Origin of the sequence: Candidatus Aalborgicola defluviihabitans, assembly GCF_016705985.1 — a bacterium.
GTDB lineage: Bacteria > Pseudomonadota > Gammaproteobacteria > Burkholderiales > Burkholderiaceae_C > Allorhodoferax > Allorhodoferax defluviihabitans.
The window spans coordinates 13668-32437 of the sequence record NZ_JADJKN010000014.1 but is presented as its reverse complement, the minus strand read 5'-3'; the positions used below and the strand labels follow the sequence as shown (position 1 = coordinate 32437).

Annotated in this window: 16 protein-coding genes and 3 tRNA genes; 17 read left to right on the top strand and 2 right to left on the bottom strand. The window is 59.7% G+C overall.

The features are described 5' to 3' along the window. Positions 1–31: 31 nt before the first annotated feature. A complete protein-coding gene (locus tag IPI80_RS14345) occupies positions 32–1213 on the bottom strand; it encodes a YihY/virulence factor BrkB family protein (protein WP_413861230.1) in 1182 nt (393 codons plus the stop codon). After that, positions 1206–3095 carry an AsmA family protein gene (locus IPI80_RS14340; protein ID WP_413861228.1) on the bottom strand — a complete coding sequence of 630 codons (1890 nt, stop codon included), beginning with the start codon at positions 3093–3095 and terminating at the stop codon, positions 1206–1208. Before IPI80_RS14340 ends, IPI80_RS14345 begins: the two co-directional genes overlap by 8 nt. A gap of 83 nt (positions 3096–3178) precedes the next feature. On the opposite strand from IPI80_RS14340, the gene IPI80_RS14335 reads away from it, so the two are divergent. The 17 genes from IPI80_RS14335 (at position 3179) to IPI80_RS14255 (ending at position 18751) form a co-directional block, all read left to right on the top strand. Next, positions 3179–4315 carry an MlaE family lipid ABC transporter permease subunit gene (locus IPI80_RS14335; protein ID WP_413861226.1) on the top strand — a complete coding sequence of 379 codons (1137 nt, stop codon included), beginning with the start codon at positions 3179–3181 and terminating at the stop codon, positions 4313–4315. Between the two features lies 1 nt (position 4316). Then, the gene (locus IPI80_RS14330) at positions 4317–5114 is read left to right on the top strand and encodes an ABC transporter ATP-binding protein (RefSeq protein WP_413861224.1); all 798 of its coding nucleotides are present in this window, start codon (positions 4317–4319) and stop codon (positions 5112–5114) included. Beyond that, positions 5099–6037: an MlaD family protein gene (locus tag IPI80_RS14325; protein WP_413861222.1), complete on the top strand. Its 939-nt coding sequence runs from the start codon at positions 5099–5101 to the stop codon at positions 6035–6037. The genes IPI80_RS14330 and IPI80_RS14325 overlap by 16 nt, the downstream gene beginning before the upstream one ends. Further along, positions 6034–6714: an ABC-type transport auxiliary lipoprotein family protein gene (locus IPI80_RS14320; RefSeq protein WP_413861220.1), complete on the top strand. Its 681-nt coding sequence runs from the start codon at positions 6034–6036 to the stop codon at positions 6712–6714. Before IPI80_RS14325 ends, IPI80_RS14320 begins: the two co-directional genes overlap by 4 nt. A 308-nt stretch (positions 6715–7022) precedes the next feature. Then, complete coding sequence (gene folC / locus IPI80_RS14315) at positions 7023–8333, top strand: bifunctional tetrahydrofolate synthase/dihydrofolate synthase (RefSeq protein WP_413861218.1); 1311 nt, start codon at positions 7023–7025, stop codon at positions 8331–8333. A 12-nt stretch (positions 8334–8345) separates the two neighbouring features. Beyond that, the gene (locus tag IPI80_RS14310) at positions 8346–9143 is read left to right on the top strand and encodes an SPOR domain-containing protein (protein WP_413861216.1); all 798 of its coding nucleotides are present in this window, start codon (positions 8346–8348) and stop codon (positions 9141–9143) included. Between the two features lie 21 nt (positions 9144–9164). Further along, positions 9165–9644: a CvpA family protein gene (locus IPI80_RS14305; RefSeq protein ID WP_413861214.1), complete on the top strand. Its 480-nt coding sequence runs from the start codon at positions 9165–9167 to the stop codon at positions 9642–9644. Between the two features lie 13 nt (positions 9645–9657). After that, complete coding sequence (gene purF, locus IPI80_RS14300) at positions 9658–11157, top strand: amidophosphoribosyltransferase (RefSeq protein ID WP_413861212.1); 1500 nt, start codon at positions 9658–9660, stop codon at positions 11155–11157. Between the two features lie 8 nt (positions 11158–11165). After that, positions 11166–12395: an O-succinylhomoserine sulfhydrylase gene (locus tag IPI80_RS14295; RefSeq protein WP_413861210.1), complete on the top strand. Its 1230-nt coding sequence runs from the start codon at positions 11166–11168 to the stop codon at positions 12393–12395. After that, positions 12392–13795, top strand: a complete 1404-nt coding sequence (gene gltX / locus IPI80_RS14290) for a glutamate--tRNA ligase (protein WP_413861208.1) — start codon at positions 12392–12394, stop codon at positions 13793–13795. The genes IPI80_RS14295 and gltX overlap by 4 nt, the downstream gene beginning before the upstream one ends. Positions 13796–13872: 77 nt before the next feature. Continuing rightward, positions 13873–13948, top strand: a tRNA-Ala gene (locus IPI80_RS14285). A gap of 33 nt (positions 13949–13981) precedes the next feature. After that, positions 13982–14057 (top strand) — tRNA-Glu (locus tag IPI80_RS14280). A 94-nt stretch (positions 14058–14151) separates the two neighbouring features. Continuing rightward, positions 14152–14228: transfer RNA gene (locus IPI80_RS14275), tRNA-Asp, on the top strand. Between the two features lie 116 nt (positions 14229–14344). After that, positions 14345–15661: a replication-associated recombination protein A gene (locus IPI80_RS14270; protein WP_413861206.1), complete on the top strand. Its 1317-nt coding sequence runs from the start codon at positions 14345–14347 to the stop codon at positions 15659–15661. A gap of 279 nt (positions 15662–15940) precedes the next feature. After that, on the top strand, positions 15941–16870 hold the full coding sequence (locus tag IPI80_RS14265) for a branched-chain amino acid ABC transporter permease (RefSeq protein WP_413861204.1): 930 nt from the start codon (positions 15941–15943) through the stop codon (positions 16868–16870). A 13-nt stretch (positions 16871–16883) separates the two neighbouring features. Beyond that, the gene (locus IPI80_RS14260; RefSeq protein ID WP_413861202.1) at positions 16884–17954 is read left to right on the top strand and encodes a branched-chain amino acid ABC transporter permease; all 1071 of its coding nucleotides are present in this window, start codon (positions 16884–16886) and stop codon (positions 17952–17954) included. Between the two features lie 26 nt (positions 17955–17980). Beyond that, positions 17981–18751 (top strand): ABC transporter ATP-binding protein, encoded by a 771-nt coding sequence (locus tag IPI80_RS14255; RefSeq protein WP_413861200.1) that lies wholly within the window; start codon positions 17981–17983, stop codon positions 18749–18751. The last annotated feature ends 19 nt before the right edge of the window (positions 18752–18770 follow it).

The following is an 18770-nucleotide window of genomic DNA, read 5'->3' as shown; positions in this document are numbered from 1 at the left end:
AGATGAACGGACACATAATAAAGCCAGGCGCTCAAGCAGCGGGCCATCCTGGCGCTGGTGCTGGCTTCTTGCGCACACGCGACCCATGTTGATTGGCGTAGATCCAGGTGTACTCCGCACCGAACAAAAAAATCTGCGCTGAGTAATACACCCAGGCGATCAGCATCACCAGCGAGCCCGCCGCGCCAAACCCGGAGGCGAGGCTGCTGTGGCTGAGGTACTGGCTGATTACAACTTTGCCGATGGCAAAGAGAAAGGCGGTGACGCCCGCACCGGTCCAAACATCGCGCCACGGAATCCTGGCGCGTGGCATGATTTTGAAGATCATGGCAAACAGCAGCGTGAATATCCCAACCGACACCCAAAAATTCACGACCTGTAGCAACATTGCCCAGCCAGCGAACCACCCTGCGTACCACTGGCCGACTACTGCCAGTGCCGTACTCACCACCAGCGATACGATCAACAGGAAGCCTAGCCCAAAGACCAGCCCGAACGATAGCAAGCGGGTGCGCAGCAAGCGCCAAATGCTGGAGCCTTGGATGACCGGTGCTGGAATACGCCAGATACGGTCCAGTGCGCTTTGCAACTCGGCAAATACTGCCGTGGCACCGACCACCAGCAACGCGATGCCGACCAGCGTAGCCAGCACGCCACCCACAGGCTCACGCGCCGTCTTGAGCAGGCCTTCCACCGCCACCGCGCCTTCGTGTCCCAAAATGCCGCCCAGCTGAGCCACGATGGCCCCTTGCGCGGCATCCTGGCCGAATACCAGGCCGGCTATCGCGATCACGATGATGAGCAGGGGTGCGAGCGAAAACAGGGTGTAGTACGACAGCGCGGCACCCATGCTGGGTGCATAGTCGTCCGACCAGGCGTTGGCGGCGGCCTTGATCATTTGCCACTGTTGCTGCATCCAACTCAGGGGTGTGCGGGCCGCGACGATGGGCGGCACAACCATGATAGGCGGAGTACGCAAGGAACTGCGTTCCGTGTGGTTTGTCTTGCCTTTCGTTGCTTCGCTGAGCAATGCCAGCAAGGCTATTAGCGCCCGCAGATCTTCCACTGCATCGGAAAAATGGATGTGGTCGGTGGCTGGTACTGCCGGTTGTTTGTGGTGGCCAGAGCGTGCTACGGCCACGATGGTGGCCAGCGCGGTTCCTGCAAGCAAGGTGCCTAGCACCACCGGTGATCGCCGTGACCCCTCAGTCATGGTTGCCTCCGCCGGAGGCTTGTGCACATCCCTGGTCGCGCCCCGGCCCTTTCTCCACCAGGGGAATCAGTGCCAACACGGGATTGAGCAGGCCCAAGGCAACCGCACCCGCGCTGCGCGCCAGGATGCTGGCCGTATCCAGCGTGACCTTGGGTGCATCAAAAGTTCCCCGGATGTAGATGGGGCTGCGCAGCGCGACCAGACTGGTGGTGCGGGTGTGCGGCACCAACGTCAGGTCCAGGGTCTCTAAAGCCAGGTTAACGGAGCCACTGCCCACCACGGTGCTGACGTCGGTATCCAGTAATAGTTGTTGGGTTTGCATGATTCCTTGTTGAACGCGGAAGTCTGCCAAAGCGCAGCGCAACACAATATTCTTGTCGCCAGCGATGCGCAACTTCAGTATTTCCAGCAGGTGCAGCCCCGCCTGTTCCATCAGCAAGCGGCTGATTTTTCCCTGGCCCATTTCCAGATGCACGGCACCGTCGGAGCTGGCCAGCATGTGCTTGACCGAGTTGCCCTGGCCCTTCAACCGGACTTCGCCATTGAGTTCTCCGACGCTGGTCTTTGTCAAATCCAGGGTGGGAAATAATGCGCCGAGCAAGAGCTTCTTGACCTGAACCGTGGCGCTGGCCCTGATCAAGGGTTGCCGCGCATCCAGCACGATGACGCCCTGCAGGTGTCCACCGGCTGCGACAAAGTCCAGGGGGTCGAGCGTGAGCACCGCATCCTGCAACCGGATGCGCACCTTCAATTGGTCCAGTGGCAGCGCCTTGGCTCGCTCGATGCGAACCGCGTTGAAGGTCACGTCCGCGTTGAAGCTTTTCCAGCGATCGGCTTTTAACGCATTGTCAGGCAGTACCTGGCGCGGTCCCTCGTGGGGCGTGGATGGGCCAGCGCCAATAACGGGTGCCAGATCGCCCAGATCCATGACCTGAGAGGTTACATTGCCGCGCAACATGGGACGCTCGTTGACCCGTTGTGCCTCTAACGTACCGGCTACATCACTGTGCCCTACCGTTCCGGAGAACTGCTCGAACCGCCACGTGGTGGCGTCGTGCACCAGCCTGCCGATCATGGCATAGGCGTGAGTCTCTGGCAGCCCCAAGCCCAACAGTGGAAACAACTGCGCCAGGCTGCCGCCGCGCAGCGCAATTTGCATATCCAAACCGGTTAGCGCGAACAGTCCGGTGAGTGTGCCGTGTGCCTGCAATGCGGTTGGGCCTACCTTGGCATCAACCGTCAGCGGGAATGGCACCTGTTCGTCGCGCAGCGCCAAAACCGACGCACTGGTGCCGGTGGCCACCAATGGCAAGCCCTGGAACTTGCCGTCGGCCTTGAAAGCAACCGAGCCTGTGCTGGTGTCTTTGGTGTCCACGCTCAGGTGGATGTGCGTATCGTGCTGGCTGTCATCCAATTCCAATTGCCCGTGGTCCAGCGTGAGCCGCGCTATTGCAATCTGGGTTGTCTCATCACGCTGCAGTTTGTCCAGCAACCACGACTTGCGGCCATCGCTCGCGGTCTCCAGCATGACGATGGGGCGCTTCAGGCGCACATCCTGCAAGACAATGTCTTGGTTCCACAACGCCCGCAGGTCCACCGAAAATTCGACCGCATCCGCAACCAGCATCTTCGGCTGGGCCGCCCATGGCGGATTGGCAAAGGAAACCTGCTCGGATTCGACGCGCACAAACGGCCAGTCCAGGTGCAGCTTGAGGTCGCCGGCGATTACCAGCGCGCGCCCGGTCTGCGCCAGGGTGCCCTGTTGTATTGGCGCACGCGCCCAGTTCCATCCAAACAGGGCAATGCCCAACACGACCAGCAAGCCCACGATCCCCGGTGCCAAAAGCAACACAAGAAGGGGTTTGGTTAGTCGGCGCGTCATTAGTCCTTTGTACCGCTGAACGCAATGTGGTACTGCGCGTTAGCGAACAGACCGCGCATCCCGGCCTTTCCAAAATGGTTCGGATGTCTGACCCTGCACCCACCGAGAAGAAACCGATTGCGCCACCGGCAGACGCCGGCTTGCGCGGTACGCCCGACGGGGCCTGGGCCCTCACCGGGGCCTGGACTGCCAGCGGGCTGGGGCCGATGCAGAAGCAACTTCAGTCGCTGGAGTGTGCTGGCGGGGTCCAGGTCTTGGACGGTAGTGGTATGGACCGCTTCGACAGTGCCGGTGCCTGGATACTGCTGGCTTGGCTCAAACGCCACGAAGCGACGGCCGACCTGCAGCACTGGCAACCCCGTTGGCGAAACTTGATGACCGCAGCGGCCCAACACGACACCAGCAAGCTACCAGTTGTGCAGAAACAAGGTCGCCTGGCCACTCTGGGGCGTAGAGCCATGACGGGAGCTGCGCAGGCGTTGGAGCTACTGGTTTTCCTGGGGCAAACCGCCATGGTTGCTGGCCGCGTACTGGCCGATCCGCGCCGTCTGCGCTGGCGCACGGTGCTGCACCATGTGCAAATCGGGGGGTTTGACGCGCTGCCCATCGTAGGGCTCATGTCGTTCCTGCTCGGTGTGGTCGTGGCCTACCAGGGTGCCGATCAACTGCGCCATTACGGTGCCAATATTTTTGTGGTGGACCTGGTTGGCTACGCCATGTTGCGCGAATTTGCGCCGCTGATGACGGCCATCATCATTGCCGGCCGCTCAGGTTCGTCTTACGCGGCGCAGATCGGCACCATGGTCGTCACGGAAGAGATTGATGCTCTGCGCACCCTGGGTATTGACCCCGGCGAGCTGCTGGTGCTACCCCGCATACTGGCGTTGGCCATCGCCTTGCCTTTGTTGACCGTGTTTGCCGATATCACGGGTGTGTTGGGTGGCATGGTCATGGCCAGTACGCAGCTTGACATTGGGTCGCATGAGTTCCTTGACCGCTTCAGCCGCGAAATGCGTGGCAGTGCGTTGCTGGTGGGACTGGGTAAATCGCTGGTGTTTGCCGTGGTGATCGCTGTGATTGGATGCTTCCAGGGGTTTCGCACCCACGGCAGCGCCGACAGCGTCGGGCGCCAGACCACGCTGAGTGTGGTGCAGGCCATCTTCCTGGTGATCGTGGTTGACGCCGTGTTCTCCGTGGCCTTCAATGTGTTGGACCTCTGACATGGTTGACTCCGGTGACGCAACCGCGGTGGTCGAGATGCAGGGCATCACGACCCAGTTCGGCAGTCAAGTGGTTCACAAGGATCTGGACCTGTGCGTGCGAAAGGGCGAGATTCTGGCCATTGCCGGTGGCAGCGGTTCGGGTAAATCGGTGCTGCTGCGCGAGATGATCCTGCTGCAGCGGCCCACAGCGGGTACGGTGCGTCTGTTCGACCAGGACGCTGCGGCATTGACCGCCGAAGAAGGCCTTGCGCTGCGCAGGCGCTGGGGTGTGATGTTCCAGAAAGGCGGGCTATTCAGTGCGTTGACCGTGTCGGAAAATGTGGGATTGCCCCTGCGCGAACTCGACGTGCTGGACGCAGCTCGGATCGATGGCATTGCCGCCTGGAAGCTCGCGCTGACGGGACTACCCGCAGAAGCAGCGCACAAGTACCCCGACGCCTTGAGCGGCGGCATGCTCAAGCGCGCTGCGCTGGCACGTGCCCTGGCGCTGGACCCCGAGTTGCTGCTGCTGGACGAACCGACGTCGGGCCTGGACCCCGCCAGTGCGACCGGCATTTGCGAGCTGATCCTGCAGACGCGTGATCTGTTCGCCCCAACCATCGTTGTGGTGACCCATGACCTGGATGTGCTGTGGCATGTCAGTGACCGGGTTGCCGTGTTGGGTGAAGGTCGGGTGCTGGCCATTGGCTCCATGGACGAGTTGTCCAAAAACCCCCACGCCACCGTGCAAGCCTATTTTGTTGACGCCCGGCAACGCCGCAATCATCCAACGGAGTCCCCATGGAAGACAAGTTAAACCCCGCCATTGTTGGCGCCTTTGTGCTGGTGCTTGGCGCCGCGCTGATTGCTGGCGTGTTGTGGCTGGCAGCGGGCATGGGCGGCCAGAAGAGCTATTTTTCATACCGCTCGGTGCTGGCTGAGTCGGTGGCCGGGTTGAATGTCGATGCGCCCGTGAAGTACCTTGGCGTGGATGTTGGCAAAGTGCGCTCTATATCGATTGACCCACAAAATTCCCGCCAGGTCATGCTGGGCTTTCTCATCGAACGGGGCACACCGGTCAAGCAGGACAGCGAAGCGGTATTGAAGGCACAGGGACTTACCGGTATTGTTTATGTGGAGCTCAGCGGCGGTAGTCCGGGTTCGCCTGCGCTGCTGCCCACGCGCGAAGAGCCCGTCCCACTCATTCCATCCAAGCCCTCGCTGAGCACGCGGCTGGAAAACGTATTGGGCACCGTGTTGGCCGGGCTTGATCAAATGTCCGGCAATTTAAGCGCCGTGTTTGATGCCGACAACCGCCTGGCCTTGAAAACCATCTTGTCGGATACGGCCAGCCTGACCACGGTGCTGGCGCAACAGAAGGAGGCCATCCGAGCCGGTGTGGCAGATGCCGCACGCACCGCGCACCTGACCGCACAGGCCAGCGCTCAGCTCGATCCGCTGTTGAAACGCATCACGGCAGCCTCAGTGGCGTTGGAAAACACGGCACAAACCGTTGACCAGGTCGGTAAACAATGGGGCACTACAGCCGATGCCGCCACGGGTGGCCTCCAGCAAATCCGCAGCGAAACACTGCCCGAGTTGAGCCGCCTGGTCGCCGAGCTCAACCAACTCTCCAGTTCTTTGCGCCAGCTGACTGAACAGACCAAGCGCACCCCCAGCAGCCTCCTGCTTGGTGGCCCCACACGCCCGGCCGGACCCGGAGAAAGCCCACAACCATGACTACTGATTTAAAAACCCCATCAATTCCTCGCCGGGTCGCTCGCTGGCTCAGTGCCCTGGGCTGGGCGCTGGCCACGGTTGGCCTGGTCAGCGGTTGTGCATCGGGTTTGCTGCCCAAGCCAGCCACGCAGCCCGTCCTATTTGCCCTGGACGCCAGCACACCGGAGCTACCGCCGATGGCTACGGGCGCCACGCCCGCCAAGGCGCCAGGCCTCACATTGACCGTGGATGTACCGCGTGCTGCAGCAGGCTACGACACGCCCCAGATGGCCTACCTGCGCCGGCCGCATGAGATGGAATATTTCGCAAGCCACCAGTGGGTGGACACCCCAGCGCGCATGCTCACGCCACAGATTGTGCAAGCGCTGCAACGCAGCAACGCCTTTCGCGCCGTGGTAATGACCCCCACTACGGCCGCGGGTGAACTGCGGCTGGAAACCGAGTTGCTGCGTTTGCAGCAGGACTTTTCACAATCGCCCAGCCGCGTTCGCCTGACCCTGCGGGCGCTGCTCATCAACACGGCGTCGCGCCAGGTGCTGGCTGCGCGGGAGTTTGATCTGGATCAGGCCGCCGCCAGCGATGACCCCTACGGTGGCGCCTTGGCGGCCAACCTGTTGGTGCAGCAAATGTTGAGCCAGCTGGCGGCTTGGGCGTCAAGGTCCGTTGGCACCCAGTAGCAATCAAATTGGCATCCAGCCCTCGTGGAATATACGTAGTCCACTATCAAATTCATAGTGAATCACGGTGAGAAGCGCTGGACGATTTTGAACTCACCTTGAACCCGCAGAGGGGTGGGCACCGGCAGCAGTGTCCCTGCGGCCTCCTCCTACTCACTCTGGCCACCCTGCCCGTGGTTTTTTGGACGGCAAGGTCAAATTGGTAGCAGATCAGGCAGGCCATAGGCCGGGGGGAAGGGGACACGAGCGCAGTAGAGCACCCAAGCGGCCTGCCTGATCCCGTGAGGTCGGCGACAATCAGCACCCGTATGGAAACACCAATCACCTTGGCCGACTGGCTGGCGCATTGCGAGCGCCTGCACCCCACCGCTATCGACATGGGCCTGGAGCGCGTGCGCACTGTGGCCCAGCGCATGGCCATTCGTTTCGATTGCCCGGTCATCACCGTGGCGGGCACCAACGGCAAAGGTTCCACCTGCGCCATGCTGGAGAGCATCTTGGGCCAGGCGGGTTACCGCACGGGCCTTTTCACCTCACCCCATTTGGTTCATTTCGAGGAGCGCCTGCGCTTGTTGGGTGAGTCCGTAAACGCTACTGATTTGGTAGCGGGCTTTGCCGCAGTGGAGAGGGCTAGAACCCTGAATGACCAAGTGGTTTCACTCAGCTACTTCGAGTTCTCGATGCTGGCCATTTTTGACGTGATGATGCGCAGCGGGCTGGATGTGGTGATTCTGGAGGTGGGGCTGGGTGGCCGGCTGGATTCCACCAACATCATTGATACGGATTGCGCCATCATCACCAGTATTGACCTGGACCACATGGAACTATTGGGGTCTGACCGCGAAAGCATTGGCCGCGAGAAGGCTGGCATCATGCGCACGGGACGCCCGGCCATCGTCAGCGACCCCGTGCCGCCGCAAAGCGTGCTGGACTATGCCCTGGAAGTGGGCGCCGATTTGTGGAAGGTGGGGCGCGACTTCAATGTAGCGGGCGACCCGCAGCAGTGGGGCTGGGCCGGGCGCGGGCGTCGGTACAGTGGTCTGGCCTATCCGGCACTGCGTGGCGCCAATCAGTTGGTTAACGCTGGGGGCGTGCTGGCCGCACTCACCGCCTTGCGCGAGCGGCTGCCCATCACGGCACAGGCGGTGCGCAACGGCTTCGCGTTTGTGGAGCTGCCGGGCCGCTTTCAGATCATTCCGGGCCAACCCACCTTGGTTTTGGACGTGGCGCACAACCCGCATTCGGTCGCCGCACTGGCTGCCAATCTGGACGCGATGGGCTTCTTCCCCACCACCCACGCCGTGTTTGGTGCCATGGCCGACAAGGATTTGGCCCCCATGCTGGCCAAAGTCAGCCCGATGCTGGACCGCTGGTATTTCACCGATTTGCCCACCCCGCGCGCGGCCCGGGGCGTTGACCTGCTGGAACAGTGGCAAGCCCAAAACACCCGAAAGGACACCAGTGGCGCGGCCTTTGCCAACCCGATGCAAGCACTGCAGGCTGCCATCGATGCCGCAGACCCCACTGATAGAATCGTTGTCTTTGGATCGTTCTATACCGTGGGTGGCGTACTCGCACAGGGCGTGCCACGGTTGTTTGCCAAACATCTGAACTCCTGACCGATCACATACATGGCTTTTTTCAAGTTTCGCAAAGGTGGTGACGATCATCCCACCCCCGCTGCCGCGCCGCAAAGCGTAGAGGCCATGCGCACGCGCGCCCGGCACCGATTGATTGGTGCTTCGGTACTGGTGCTGCTGGGTGTCATTGGTTTCCCCTTGTTGTTTGACAGCCAGCCGCGTCCCATTGCTGTCGATATCCCCATTGAAATTCCGGACAAAAATGCGGTCACACCCCTGACCACCACCGTGCCGGCCAAACCCGCCAGCGATGTGGTGGTGGAATCCGATGCCGGCAAGCCGGTCACCGCGCCCGCTGCAGTTGCGTCCGCACCATCACCCGCACCATCACCCGTTGTCGCACCGTCCCGGGCGTCTACCGGTTCAATGTCTGTGCCCTCAGCGCCCGCCAAGCCGGTGCCCAAAGTGCAAGCCAGCAAGCCGGCTGAGAAGCCAGCGCCAAAACCCGTTGACAAGCCAGCCGACAAGCTTGTAGAAAAGCCCACTCCCCGTACAGACGATGGCGCCAAGGCGCGTGCCTTGCTGGAAGGCAGGGAAGCCGACAAACCGGCGGCTACCACCGGCCGCTTTGTCGTGCAGATTGGCGCCTTTGCGGATGCGGTCAAGGCACAAGAGGCCCGTGTCAAGCTGGAAAAAGCTGGGCTCAAGACCTACACCCAGGTGGTGCAGCCCAAAGAAGGCAAGCGTATTCGGGTGCGTGTGGGGCCCTTCCAAACCAAGGCCGAAGCCGACAAAGCGGCTGAAAAAATTCGCAAGCTGGACCTGCCCGCTGGCATTCTCGAACTGTAAAAGCGCGGCGTCGCCATGCCCATGCTGGACTGGATCTTTGTCGCCGTGCTTTGCATTTCGCTGTTGGCCGGTCTGTGGCGTGGTCTGGTCTACGAATTGCTGTCAGTGGTGAACTGGATTGCGGCCTTTGTGCTGGCGCAGTGGTTTGCACCGGTTGCGGCACAGTGGCTGCCTTTGGATAGTGCGACTGAGGTCGTGCGCTACGGCGCCGGGTTTGTGCTGGTGTTTGTGTTGAGCCTGTTTGCGGGTGGCCTGGTGGCCTTCTTGATCAGCAAGCTGGTGGCAGCCGTGGGGCTGCGGCCGGTGGACCGTGTATTGGGGGCCGTATTTGGCCTGGTGCGTGGCGTGGTCATCCTGCTGGTGCTGGCCGTGGTGGTCGGCATGACGCCCATGGCCAAAGGGCCGTGGTGGCAAGAGTCCACCGGGGCCGGTATTGCCACGGTGTCTTTGCAGGGCCTCAAGCCCGTGTTGCCGCAAGAATTTGGAAAATACCTTCCTTAAGTGAGAACAAACTATGTGTGGAATCGTTGGTGTTGTCAGTAGCACACCCGTTAACCAACTGATCTATGACGCGTTGTTGCTGTTGCAGCACCGTGGCCAAGATGCAGCCGGTATCGTGACCCAGCAAGAGCGTAAGTTCTTCATGCACAAGGCCAAGGGCATGGTGCGTGATGTGTTTCGCACGCGCAATATGCGTTCGCTACCCGGCAATTGTGGCCTGGGCCAGGTGCGCTACCCCACAGCGGGCAACGCCTTTAGCGAAGAAGAGGCGCAGCCCTTTTACGTGAACGCACCCTTTGGCATTGTGTTGGTGCACAACGGCAACCTGACCAACGCGCACGCGCTCAAACACGAACTGTTTCAGACCGACCACCGCCACATCAACACCGAAAGCGACTCCGAGGTTTTGCTCAACGTGTTGGCGCACGAAATTGAAAAAACTACCCGCGGGTTGCCCCTGCAACCGGCCGATCTGTTTGCCGCCGTGCGCAATGTGCACAAGCGCGTCAAGGGCTCGTACGCGGTGATTGCCCTGATTGCCGGTCATGGCGTGTTGGCGTTTCGCGACCCGTTTGGCATTCGCCCCTTGTGCATGGGCACGCACGAGGGCAGCACCGTATTGGCTAGCGAGTCGGTCGCGCTGGAAGGCATTGGCTATCAGTTTGAACGCAATGTGAATCCCGGCGAGGCAGTGTTTATTGATTTGCAAGGCAAGGTCTACGCCGAGCAGTGCGCTGACAATCCCCAACTCAACCCCTGCATTTTTGAATTTGTGTACCTGGCGCGACCTGATTCGGTGATGGACAACATATCGGTCTACCAAGCGCGTTTGAACCTGGGCGAGTCGCTGGCCAAGCGCGTGATTTCCACCGTGCCACCCAATGAGATTGACGTGGTTATTCCCATTCCCGAATCCAGCCGCCCCAGCGCCGCACAACTGGCGCAACTGTTGGGCCTTCCATACCGTGAAGGCTTTGTGAAAAACCGCTATGTGGGGCGCACCTTCATCATGCCCGGACAATCGGTACGCAAGAAGTCCGTGCGCCAAAAGCTCAACGCCATTGCCAGCGAATTCAAGGGCCGCAATGTGCTGCTGGTGGACGACTCCATTGTGCGCGGCACCACATCCAAAGAAATTGTGCAGATGGCGCGTGACGCCGGTGCCCGCAAGGTGTATCTGGCCAGCGCTGCGCCGCCAGTGCGTTACCCCAATGTGTATGGCATCGACATGCCCACCAGCAGTGAACTTGTGGCACACGACCGCACTGTGGACGAAATTCGCGCCATCATCGGCTGTGATGCGCTGATTTACCAGGACGTGGACGGCATGAAGAGGGCCATTGGCTCACTCAACCCCAAGATCACCGGCTTTGATGCGTCTTGTTTTGATGGCGTTTATGTCACTGGTGACATCACCGCAGAAGACATCAACCGCCTCAACGCCAACCGCGTGGGTGGCGAAGAAAACCAGGACGACACCTCGCGTCTGGCACTGCCCAATCCTGAGGACTGAGAGCAGCCATGCCCCATAACAAGACCTTGCCCGAAGGGCTGCACCCCGACACACTGGCGGTGCGAATTGCCAGCGAAAAAAGCCAATACGGGGAACACTCCGAAGCGCTGTTCCTGACCAGCAGCTTCATACAGCCCGATGCCGCCACGGCTGCGCGCCGCTTCGCCATGGAAGAAGACGGCTACACCTACACCCGGGTGGGCAACCCCACGGTTTCCAGCTTGGAACTGCGCCTGGCTGCCCTGGAAGGCACCGAGGCGGCGATTGCCACCTCCACCGGCATGGCGGCTATTTTGTTACTGGGCATGGGGCTGCTTAAAAATGGCGACCATGTGGTGTGCTCGCAGTCGGTCTTTGGCTCCACCATCCGTCTGTTTGCGGGTGAGTTTTCCAAGTGGGGCATCACTACCAGCTTTGTCTCGCAGACCGATGTAGCGGCTTGGCAAGCGGCCATCCAGCCCAACACCAAACTGCTGTTTGCCGAGACGCCCACCAATCCGTTGACCGATATTTGTGACATCCAGGCACTGGCCGATGTGGCCCACAACGCCGGCGCGTTGCTGGCAGTGGACAACTGCTTTTGCAGCCCAGCTCTGCAACAGCCCAAGCGTTTTGGTGCGGACTTCATCATTCACAGCGGTACCAAATACCTGGACGGACAGGGTCGCGTGATGGCCGGTGCCATCTGCTGCGATCGCAAGTACGTGGACGACGTGTTTTTGCCCATCACCCGCACGGCCGGTATGGTGCTTTCGCCTTTCAACGCCTGGGTGGTGCTCAAGGGCATGGAAACGCTGGGCATTCGCATGCAAGCCCAAAGCGAACGCTCGCTGGCCTTGGCCACTTGGCTGGAAGGCCATCCCGCTGTAAAACGGGTGTACTACCCCGGCCTTGCCAGCCACCCGCAACATGCGCTGGCTATGCGCCAGCAATCGGCCAGTGGCAAGGGTCAGGGTGCGGCGGTGGTGTCGTTTGATGTGCATGGCGATTCACCCGAGGCGCTGCGCCGCAACGCCTTTGCTGCCATTGATGCCGTGCGGGTTTGCTCCATAACCACCAACCTTGGCGATGTCAAAACGACCATCAGCCATCCCGCCAGTACCTCGCACGGACGCCTTACCGAAGACCAACGTCAGGCCGCCTGCATTGGTCAAGGTTTGATTCGCTTGGCAGTAGGCCTGGAACATATTGAAGACTTGAGGGCCGACCTTGCGCTTGGCCTGGATCCCCTGCAATGACACAAAAAATTCGCACCCGCATCGCTCCTTCACCCACCGGCTTTTTGCACTTGGGCACGGCCCGCACCGCTTTGTATTCGTGGGCCTATGCCCGCCACTATGGAGGCGATTTTGTGCTGCGAGTGGAAGACACCGACGTGGCGCGTTCCACGCAGGATTCGGTGGACCAGATTTTGGAATCCATGCACTGGTTGGGCCTGGAGTACGACGAAGGCCCCATTTACCAAATGCAGCGCCTGGAACGTTACAAACAGGTGCTGGACCAGTTGATTGCAGAAGGCAAAGCCTACTACTGCTACAGCACGCCAGAAGAACTTGACGCCGTGCGCGAAGCCAAAAAGGCGCGTGGCGAAAAGACTTTGTACGACGGCCGCTGGCGGCCCGCGCCGGGCAAGACTTTGCCGCCGGTGCCAGAAGGGGTGAAGCCGGTGGTGCGTTTTTGCAATCCGCCGGATGGCGACGTGACTTGGAACGATCTGGTCAAAGGCCCTATCACCATCAGCAATCGCGAGATTGATGACCTGATCATTGCCCGCACCGATGGCATTCCCACCTACAACTTTGCGGTGGTGGTGGACGATTGGGACATGACCATCAGCCACGTGTTTCGCGGTGACGAGCACATCAACAATACGCCCTGGCAGATCAATATGTTCAACGCCTTGGGCGCGCCCCTGCCGCAGTTTGGGCACTGCCCTGTGATTCTGGGGGATGACGGGCAAAAGTTGTCCAAGCGCCGGGGTGCCGTGAGCGTGACCGCGTACGAAGAGGGTGGCTACCTGCCCGAGGCCATGCTCAACTACCTGGCGCGTCTGGGTTGGAGCCATGGCGATGACGAACTCTTCACCCGTGAACAACTGGTGGACTGGTTTGATGGCTCGCACCTCAACAAAAGCCCCGCGCAATGGGACCCGGTCAAACTGCTGTGGGTGAATGCGCAGTACATCAAACAGGCCGACAACCAACGTCTGGCAGCGCTGGTGGCGCAACAGTTGGTCAAATTGGGTATCACGTTGCAACCGGATGTGGTGGAAAACCATCTGCCACAACTGTGTGCACTGCTGAAGGACCGTTGCGACACCACGGTGGTATTGGCCCAATGGGCCGCCAAGTTCTATGGCGATGTGACGCCGGATGCGACCGAGTTGGCCCAGCATGTGACCGAAGCTGTGCGTCCGGCCGTTGCAACACTGAAAGAAAAGCTCAGCGCGTGTGCCTGGGACAAGGCGTCGATCTCAGCGGCCATCAAGGAAGTGCTGGCCATCCATAGCCTGAAGATGCCGCAATTGGCCATGCCCGTGCGTGTGCTGGTGATGGGCGCGGCACAGACACCCTCATTGGATTCGGTGCTGGAAATTTGCGGAAGAGAAAAAGTCATTGCAAGACTTGGCGTGGCCTAATTTTTAAGGTTATAATTTGAGGCTCGGAAATTGAGAATACCGGTAAAACGGAGTTCTCGGATTACTGCGAAGTAATAGGGGGTATAGCTCAGCTGGGAGAGCGCTTGCATGGCATGCAAGAGGTCAGCGGTTCGATCCCGCTTACCTCCACCAAAGTTTTCGAGAACGGATTAGTTCCAAGGTTTTGACCCCATCGTCTAGAGGCCTAGGACATCACCCTTTCACGGTGAGTACCGGGGTTCGAATCCCCGTGGGGTCGCCAAGATTCATCGCAAGATGATCGAAGCGCAAGTTGGTAACAGCCAGTCCGCAAGGGCAGGCGACTTGGCTCGAAAGAGCAAACGTTACCGCTAACTGGAGTGGTAGTTCAGTTGGTTAGAATACCGGCCTGTCACGCCGGGGGTCGCGGGTTCGAGTCCCGTCCACTCCGCCAACATTGAAAAGCCATCAGTCGCAAGACTGATGGCTTTTTTCTTTTGTTTCTCCGGTGAAAACCAACCCCCGGGGCAGCCCCGATTAAACTGGGCAAGACCTGTTCTCAGAATTGCCATGAAACCCGACATCGCCCCTGCCCACCAGCCCCTGGCGGAACGCCTGCGCCCGCAGCGCCTTGCGGACGTGATCGGCCAGCAACACCTGCTGGGCGAGGGTATGGCTCTGCGCCTGGCGTTCGAGTCCGGGCGCCCACACAGCTGCATCCTGTGGGGGCCACCGGGGGTAGGCAAGACCACCATTGCGCGGCTGATGGCCAACGCGTTTGATGCCCAGTTCATCGCCATCAGTGCAGTGCTGGGCGGCGTCAAGGACATTCGCGATGCCGTTGAGCAAGCGCAGGTCGCGTTGGGGCAGGGACGCCGCACGATTTTGTTCGTGGACGAGGTGCACCGTTTCAACAAGAGCCAGCAGGATGCTTTTCTGTCGCATGTGGAAAGTGGGCTGTTCACCTTCATCGGGGCCACCACCGAGAACCCGTCGTTTGAGGTGAACTCGGCACTTCTGTCGCGGGCAGTCGTTTATGTGCTGCAGCCTCTGGCAGAAAATGATTTGAAGAAAATTGTGGCGGTAGCCCTCGCGGAATCTGTATTGCCCGCTATTGAATCAATAGCGATTGACCGTCTGGTCGCCTATGCCGACGGTGATGCCCGCCGCCTGTTGAACACCCTGGAAACCTTGGCCATGGCGGCCCAGCAGGAGCAGCTGGAGCAGGTGACCGATGCCTGGCTGGTGCAGGTTCTGGGTGAACGCATGCGCCGCTATGACAAGGGTGGTGACCAGTTCTACGATTCCATCAGTGCGTTGCACAAGTCGGTACGCGGCTCAGACCCGGATGCTGCGCTCTATTGGTTGGTGCGCATGCTCGATGGCGGTGCCGACCCGCGTTACATGACTCGGCGCCTGATTCGCATGGCCAATGAGGACATTGGCCTGGCTGACCCCAGGGCGCTGCGCCTGGCGCTTGATGCTGCCGAGGTCTATGAACGCCTGGGCAGCCCCGAAGGCGAACTGGCCCTGGCCCAGTGTGTGGTCTACCTCGCGGTGGCAGCCAAATCCAATGCCGTCTACCGTGCATTCAATGCCGCACGGGCGCTGGTCAAGAAAGATGGCACGCGCCCGGTACCCATGCACCTGCGCAATGCACCCACCAAGCTGATGCAGTCGCTGGATTTCGGCAAAGGCTACCGCTATGCGCATGACGAGGAAGGTGGCTTTGCCGCTGGTGAGCGTTATTGGCCGGATGGAATGGCTGCGCCAGACTTTTATCAGCCCGTGGAACGTGGGCTGGAAATCCGCATAGCCGAAAAAATGCGCCAATTGAAGGCCCGTAATGCGGCTGCAGTTTCACCCCCGCCAGAGACCAACCGCTGAGCTTTGTCCGTCGTAGAAAACGCCGAGTATTAGCTACGCTTACTTCCCGATGTTTCCACTGATGTAGCTAATTTACTAGGGGTAAACCCAAGTGTTTCGAGCTTCGATGCGACGTTGCCCTTCGTTACAATCCCCCCCACTTGTTGTCTGTCGCACCATCAAACATGACAGGCTCTTTGCTAAAGATCAGGTATAGCTCATAAGGCCGCACCGCACGTCGTCAAATGGCCTATCTGTAGATTGACGACTTACGCACCGGCCAAAAATCGGAGAACCTTTATGGATATTTTGTTACAACAGATCATCAACGGTCTGGTGTTGGGTAGCATGTATGCGCTGATTGCGCTTGGCTACACCATGGTGTACGGCATCATTAACCTCATCAATTTCGCCCACGGTGAAGTGATGATGGTTGGGGCGCTGACTAGTTGGACCATCATTGGTCTGATGCAGGAGTCCATGCCCGGCACACCCGGATATATCATTTTGATCATTGCCCTGATCATTGCCTGCGTGGTCGCCGCAACGTTGAATTTTGCGATCGAGAAGATTGCTTACCGTCCGTTGCGCAACAGTCCCAAGCTGGCGCCCATGCTGACGGCGATGGGCATGTCGCTCATGTTGCAGACGCTGGCCATGATCATCTGGAAGCCCAACTACAAGTCGTACCCCACCTTGCTGTCCAACACCCCCATCGAGATTGGTGGCGCCGTGATCAGCCCCACACAGGTCATGATTCTGGCGTTCACCGCCGTTTCGCTGTCGGTCCTGATGTGGCTGGTGAACTTCACCAAATTGGGGCGTGCCATGCGTGCCACCTCCGAGAACCCCCGCGTTGCCGCGCTGATGGGTGTCAAGCCCGATGTTGTGATTTCGGCGACCTTCATCATTGGCGCCGTGCTGGCGGCCATTGCCGGAGTCATGTACGCGTCCAACTACGGAACCGCCCAGCACGCCATGGGATTCCTGCCAGGATTAAAGGCCTTTACCGCAGCGGTGTTTGGCGGCATTGGCAATTTGGGTGGTGCGGTGGTGGGGGCCATTTTGCTGGGCCTCATTGAATCCATCGGTGCCGGCTATATTGGCCAGCTGACCGGCGGCGTGCTGGGCAGCAACTACTCCGATATTTTTGCCTTCATTGTCCTGATCATCGTGCTGACGCTGCGCCCATCCGGCCTGCTTGGCGAGCGTGTGGCAGACCGCGCCTGAGGAGAACATTCCCATGAAACAACAACAAAAGATTTTTGTCTTCTTGGCAGCGGCCGTTGGCTTGCTGGTCCTGCCGTTGGTACTGCAAAGCTTTGGCAATGCCTGGGTGCGAATTGCTGACATGTCCTTGCTATTCGTCCTCTTGTCACTGGGCCTCAATATTGTGGTCGGCTATGCGGGTCTGCTCGATCTGGGGTACGTAGCCTTTTTTGCGATTGGCGCCTATACCTTCGGTCTGCTGTCGTCGCCCCATTTGACCGACACTTTTCCCGCGTTGGCAGCATCGTTCCCCGATGGGTTGCATACACCACTGTGGGTCATCGTGCCGCTGGCCGCTGGCATTGCCGGCCTGTTCGGCGCGATATTGGGCGCGCCAACGCTGCGATTGCGTGGTGACTACCTGGCCATCGTGACACTGGGTTTTGGTGAAATCATCCGGGTGTTTCTGAACAATCTGGACCAGCCTTTCAACATTACCAATGGTCCCAAGGGCATCAGCCAAATTGATTCACTCCACTTCTTTGGTTTGAATCTGGGCAAAAAACTGGTCATTGGCAGTTACGAGGTGGCGTCGGTTTCTTTGTACTACTACCTGTTCCTGACATTGGTGGTGGTCAGCGTGGTGATTTGCCACCGTCTGGAACTGTCGCGCGTCGGGCGCGCGTGGATGGCCATTCGGGAAGATGAAATTGCCGCCAAGGCCATGGGTATCAATACACGCAACCTCAAGTTACTGGCATTTGCCATGGGCGCGACGTTCGGCGGAATTTCTGGCGCCATGTTTGCGTCGTTCCAGGGCTTCATTTCTCCGGAGTCCTTCAGTTTGATGGAGTCCGTGATGATTGTGGCCATGGTGGTGCTGGGGGGCGTGGGTTATTTGCCGGGCGTTATTCTGGGGGCCATCTTGTTGTCTGCTTTGCCAGAAGTGCTGCGCTACGTTGCGGGCCCTTTGCAAGAAGCCACAGGCGGGCGACTGGATGCATCAATTCTGCGCCAGTTCCTGATTGCACTGGCCATGATCAGCGTCATGCTGTTGCGTCCCCGTGGTTTGTGGCCTGCGCCTGAACACGGCAAGTCCCTGTAGAACGTGAAGAGCTGAACGGAACCATCATGACAGACACAGTACTAAACGTCTCCGGCGTCTCCAAGCGCTTTGGCGGCCTGCAGGCCCTGAGCGATGTAGGTATCAAAATCGAACGCGGCCAGGTCTATGGGCTTATCGGCCCCAACGGCGCCGGCAAGACCACGTTCTTCAACGTATTGACCGGCCTCTACACGCCTGACAGCGGCACTTTCGAGTTGGCAGGCAAGCCGTACCAGCCGACAGCCGTGCACACCGTTGCCAAGGCAGGCATTGCGCGCACCTTCCAGAACATCCGTCTGTTTTCGGACATGACCGCGCTGGAAAACGTGATGGTGGGCCGGCATGTCCGCACGCATTCGGGTGTGTTCGGGGCCGTGTTTCGCACGGGATCCTTCATGGCCGAAGAGGCCGCGATTGCAGCCCGTGCCCAGGAACTGCTGGATTACGTGGGCATTGGTAAATATGGCCCCTACAAGGCCCGCACACTCAGTTATGGCGATCAGCGTCGCCTTGAAATTGCGCGCGCTCTGGCAACCGATCCGCAACTGATTGCCCTGGACGAACCGGCTGCAGGCATGAACGCAACCGAGAAGGTCATGCTCCGCGAGCTCATCGACCGTATCCGCAACGACAACCGCACCATTTTGCTGATTGAACACGATGTGAAGCTGGTGATGGGCCTGTGCGATCGCGTTACGGTGCTGGACTACGGCAAACAGATCGCCGAAGGCACACCGGCTGACGTGCAGCGGAACGAAAAAGTGATTGAGGCGTATCTGGGTACCAGTGGCCACTAGGCGGCGTCAGGAGAACAAG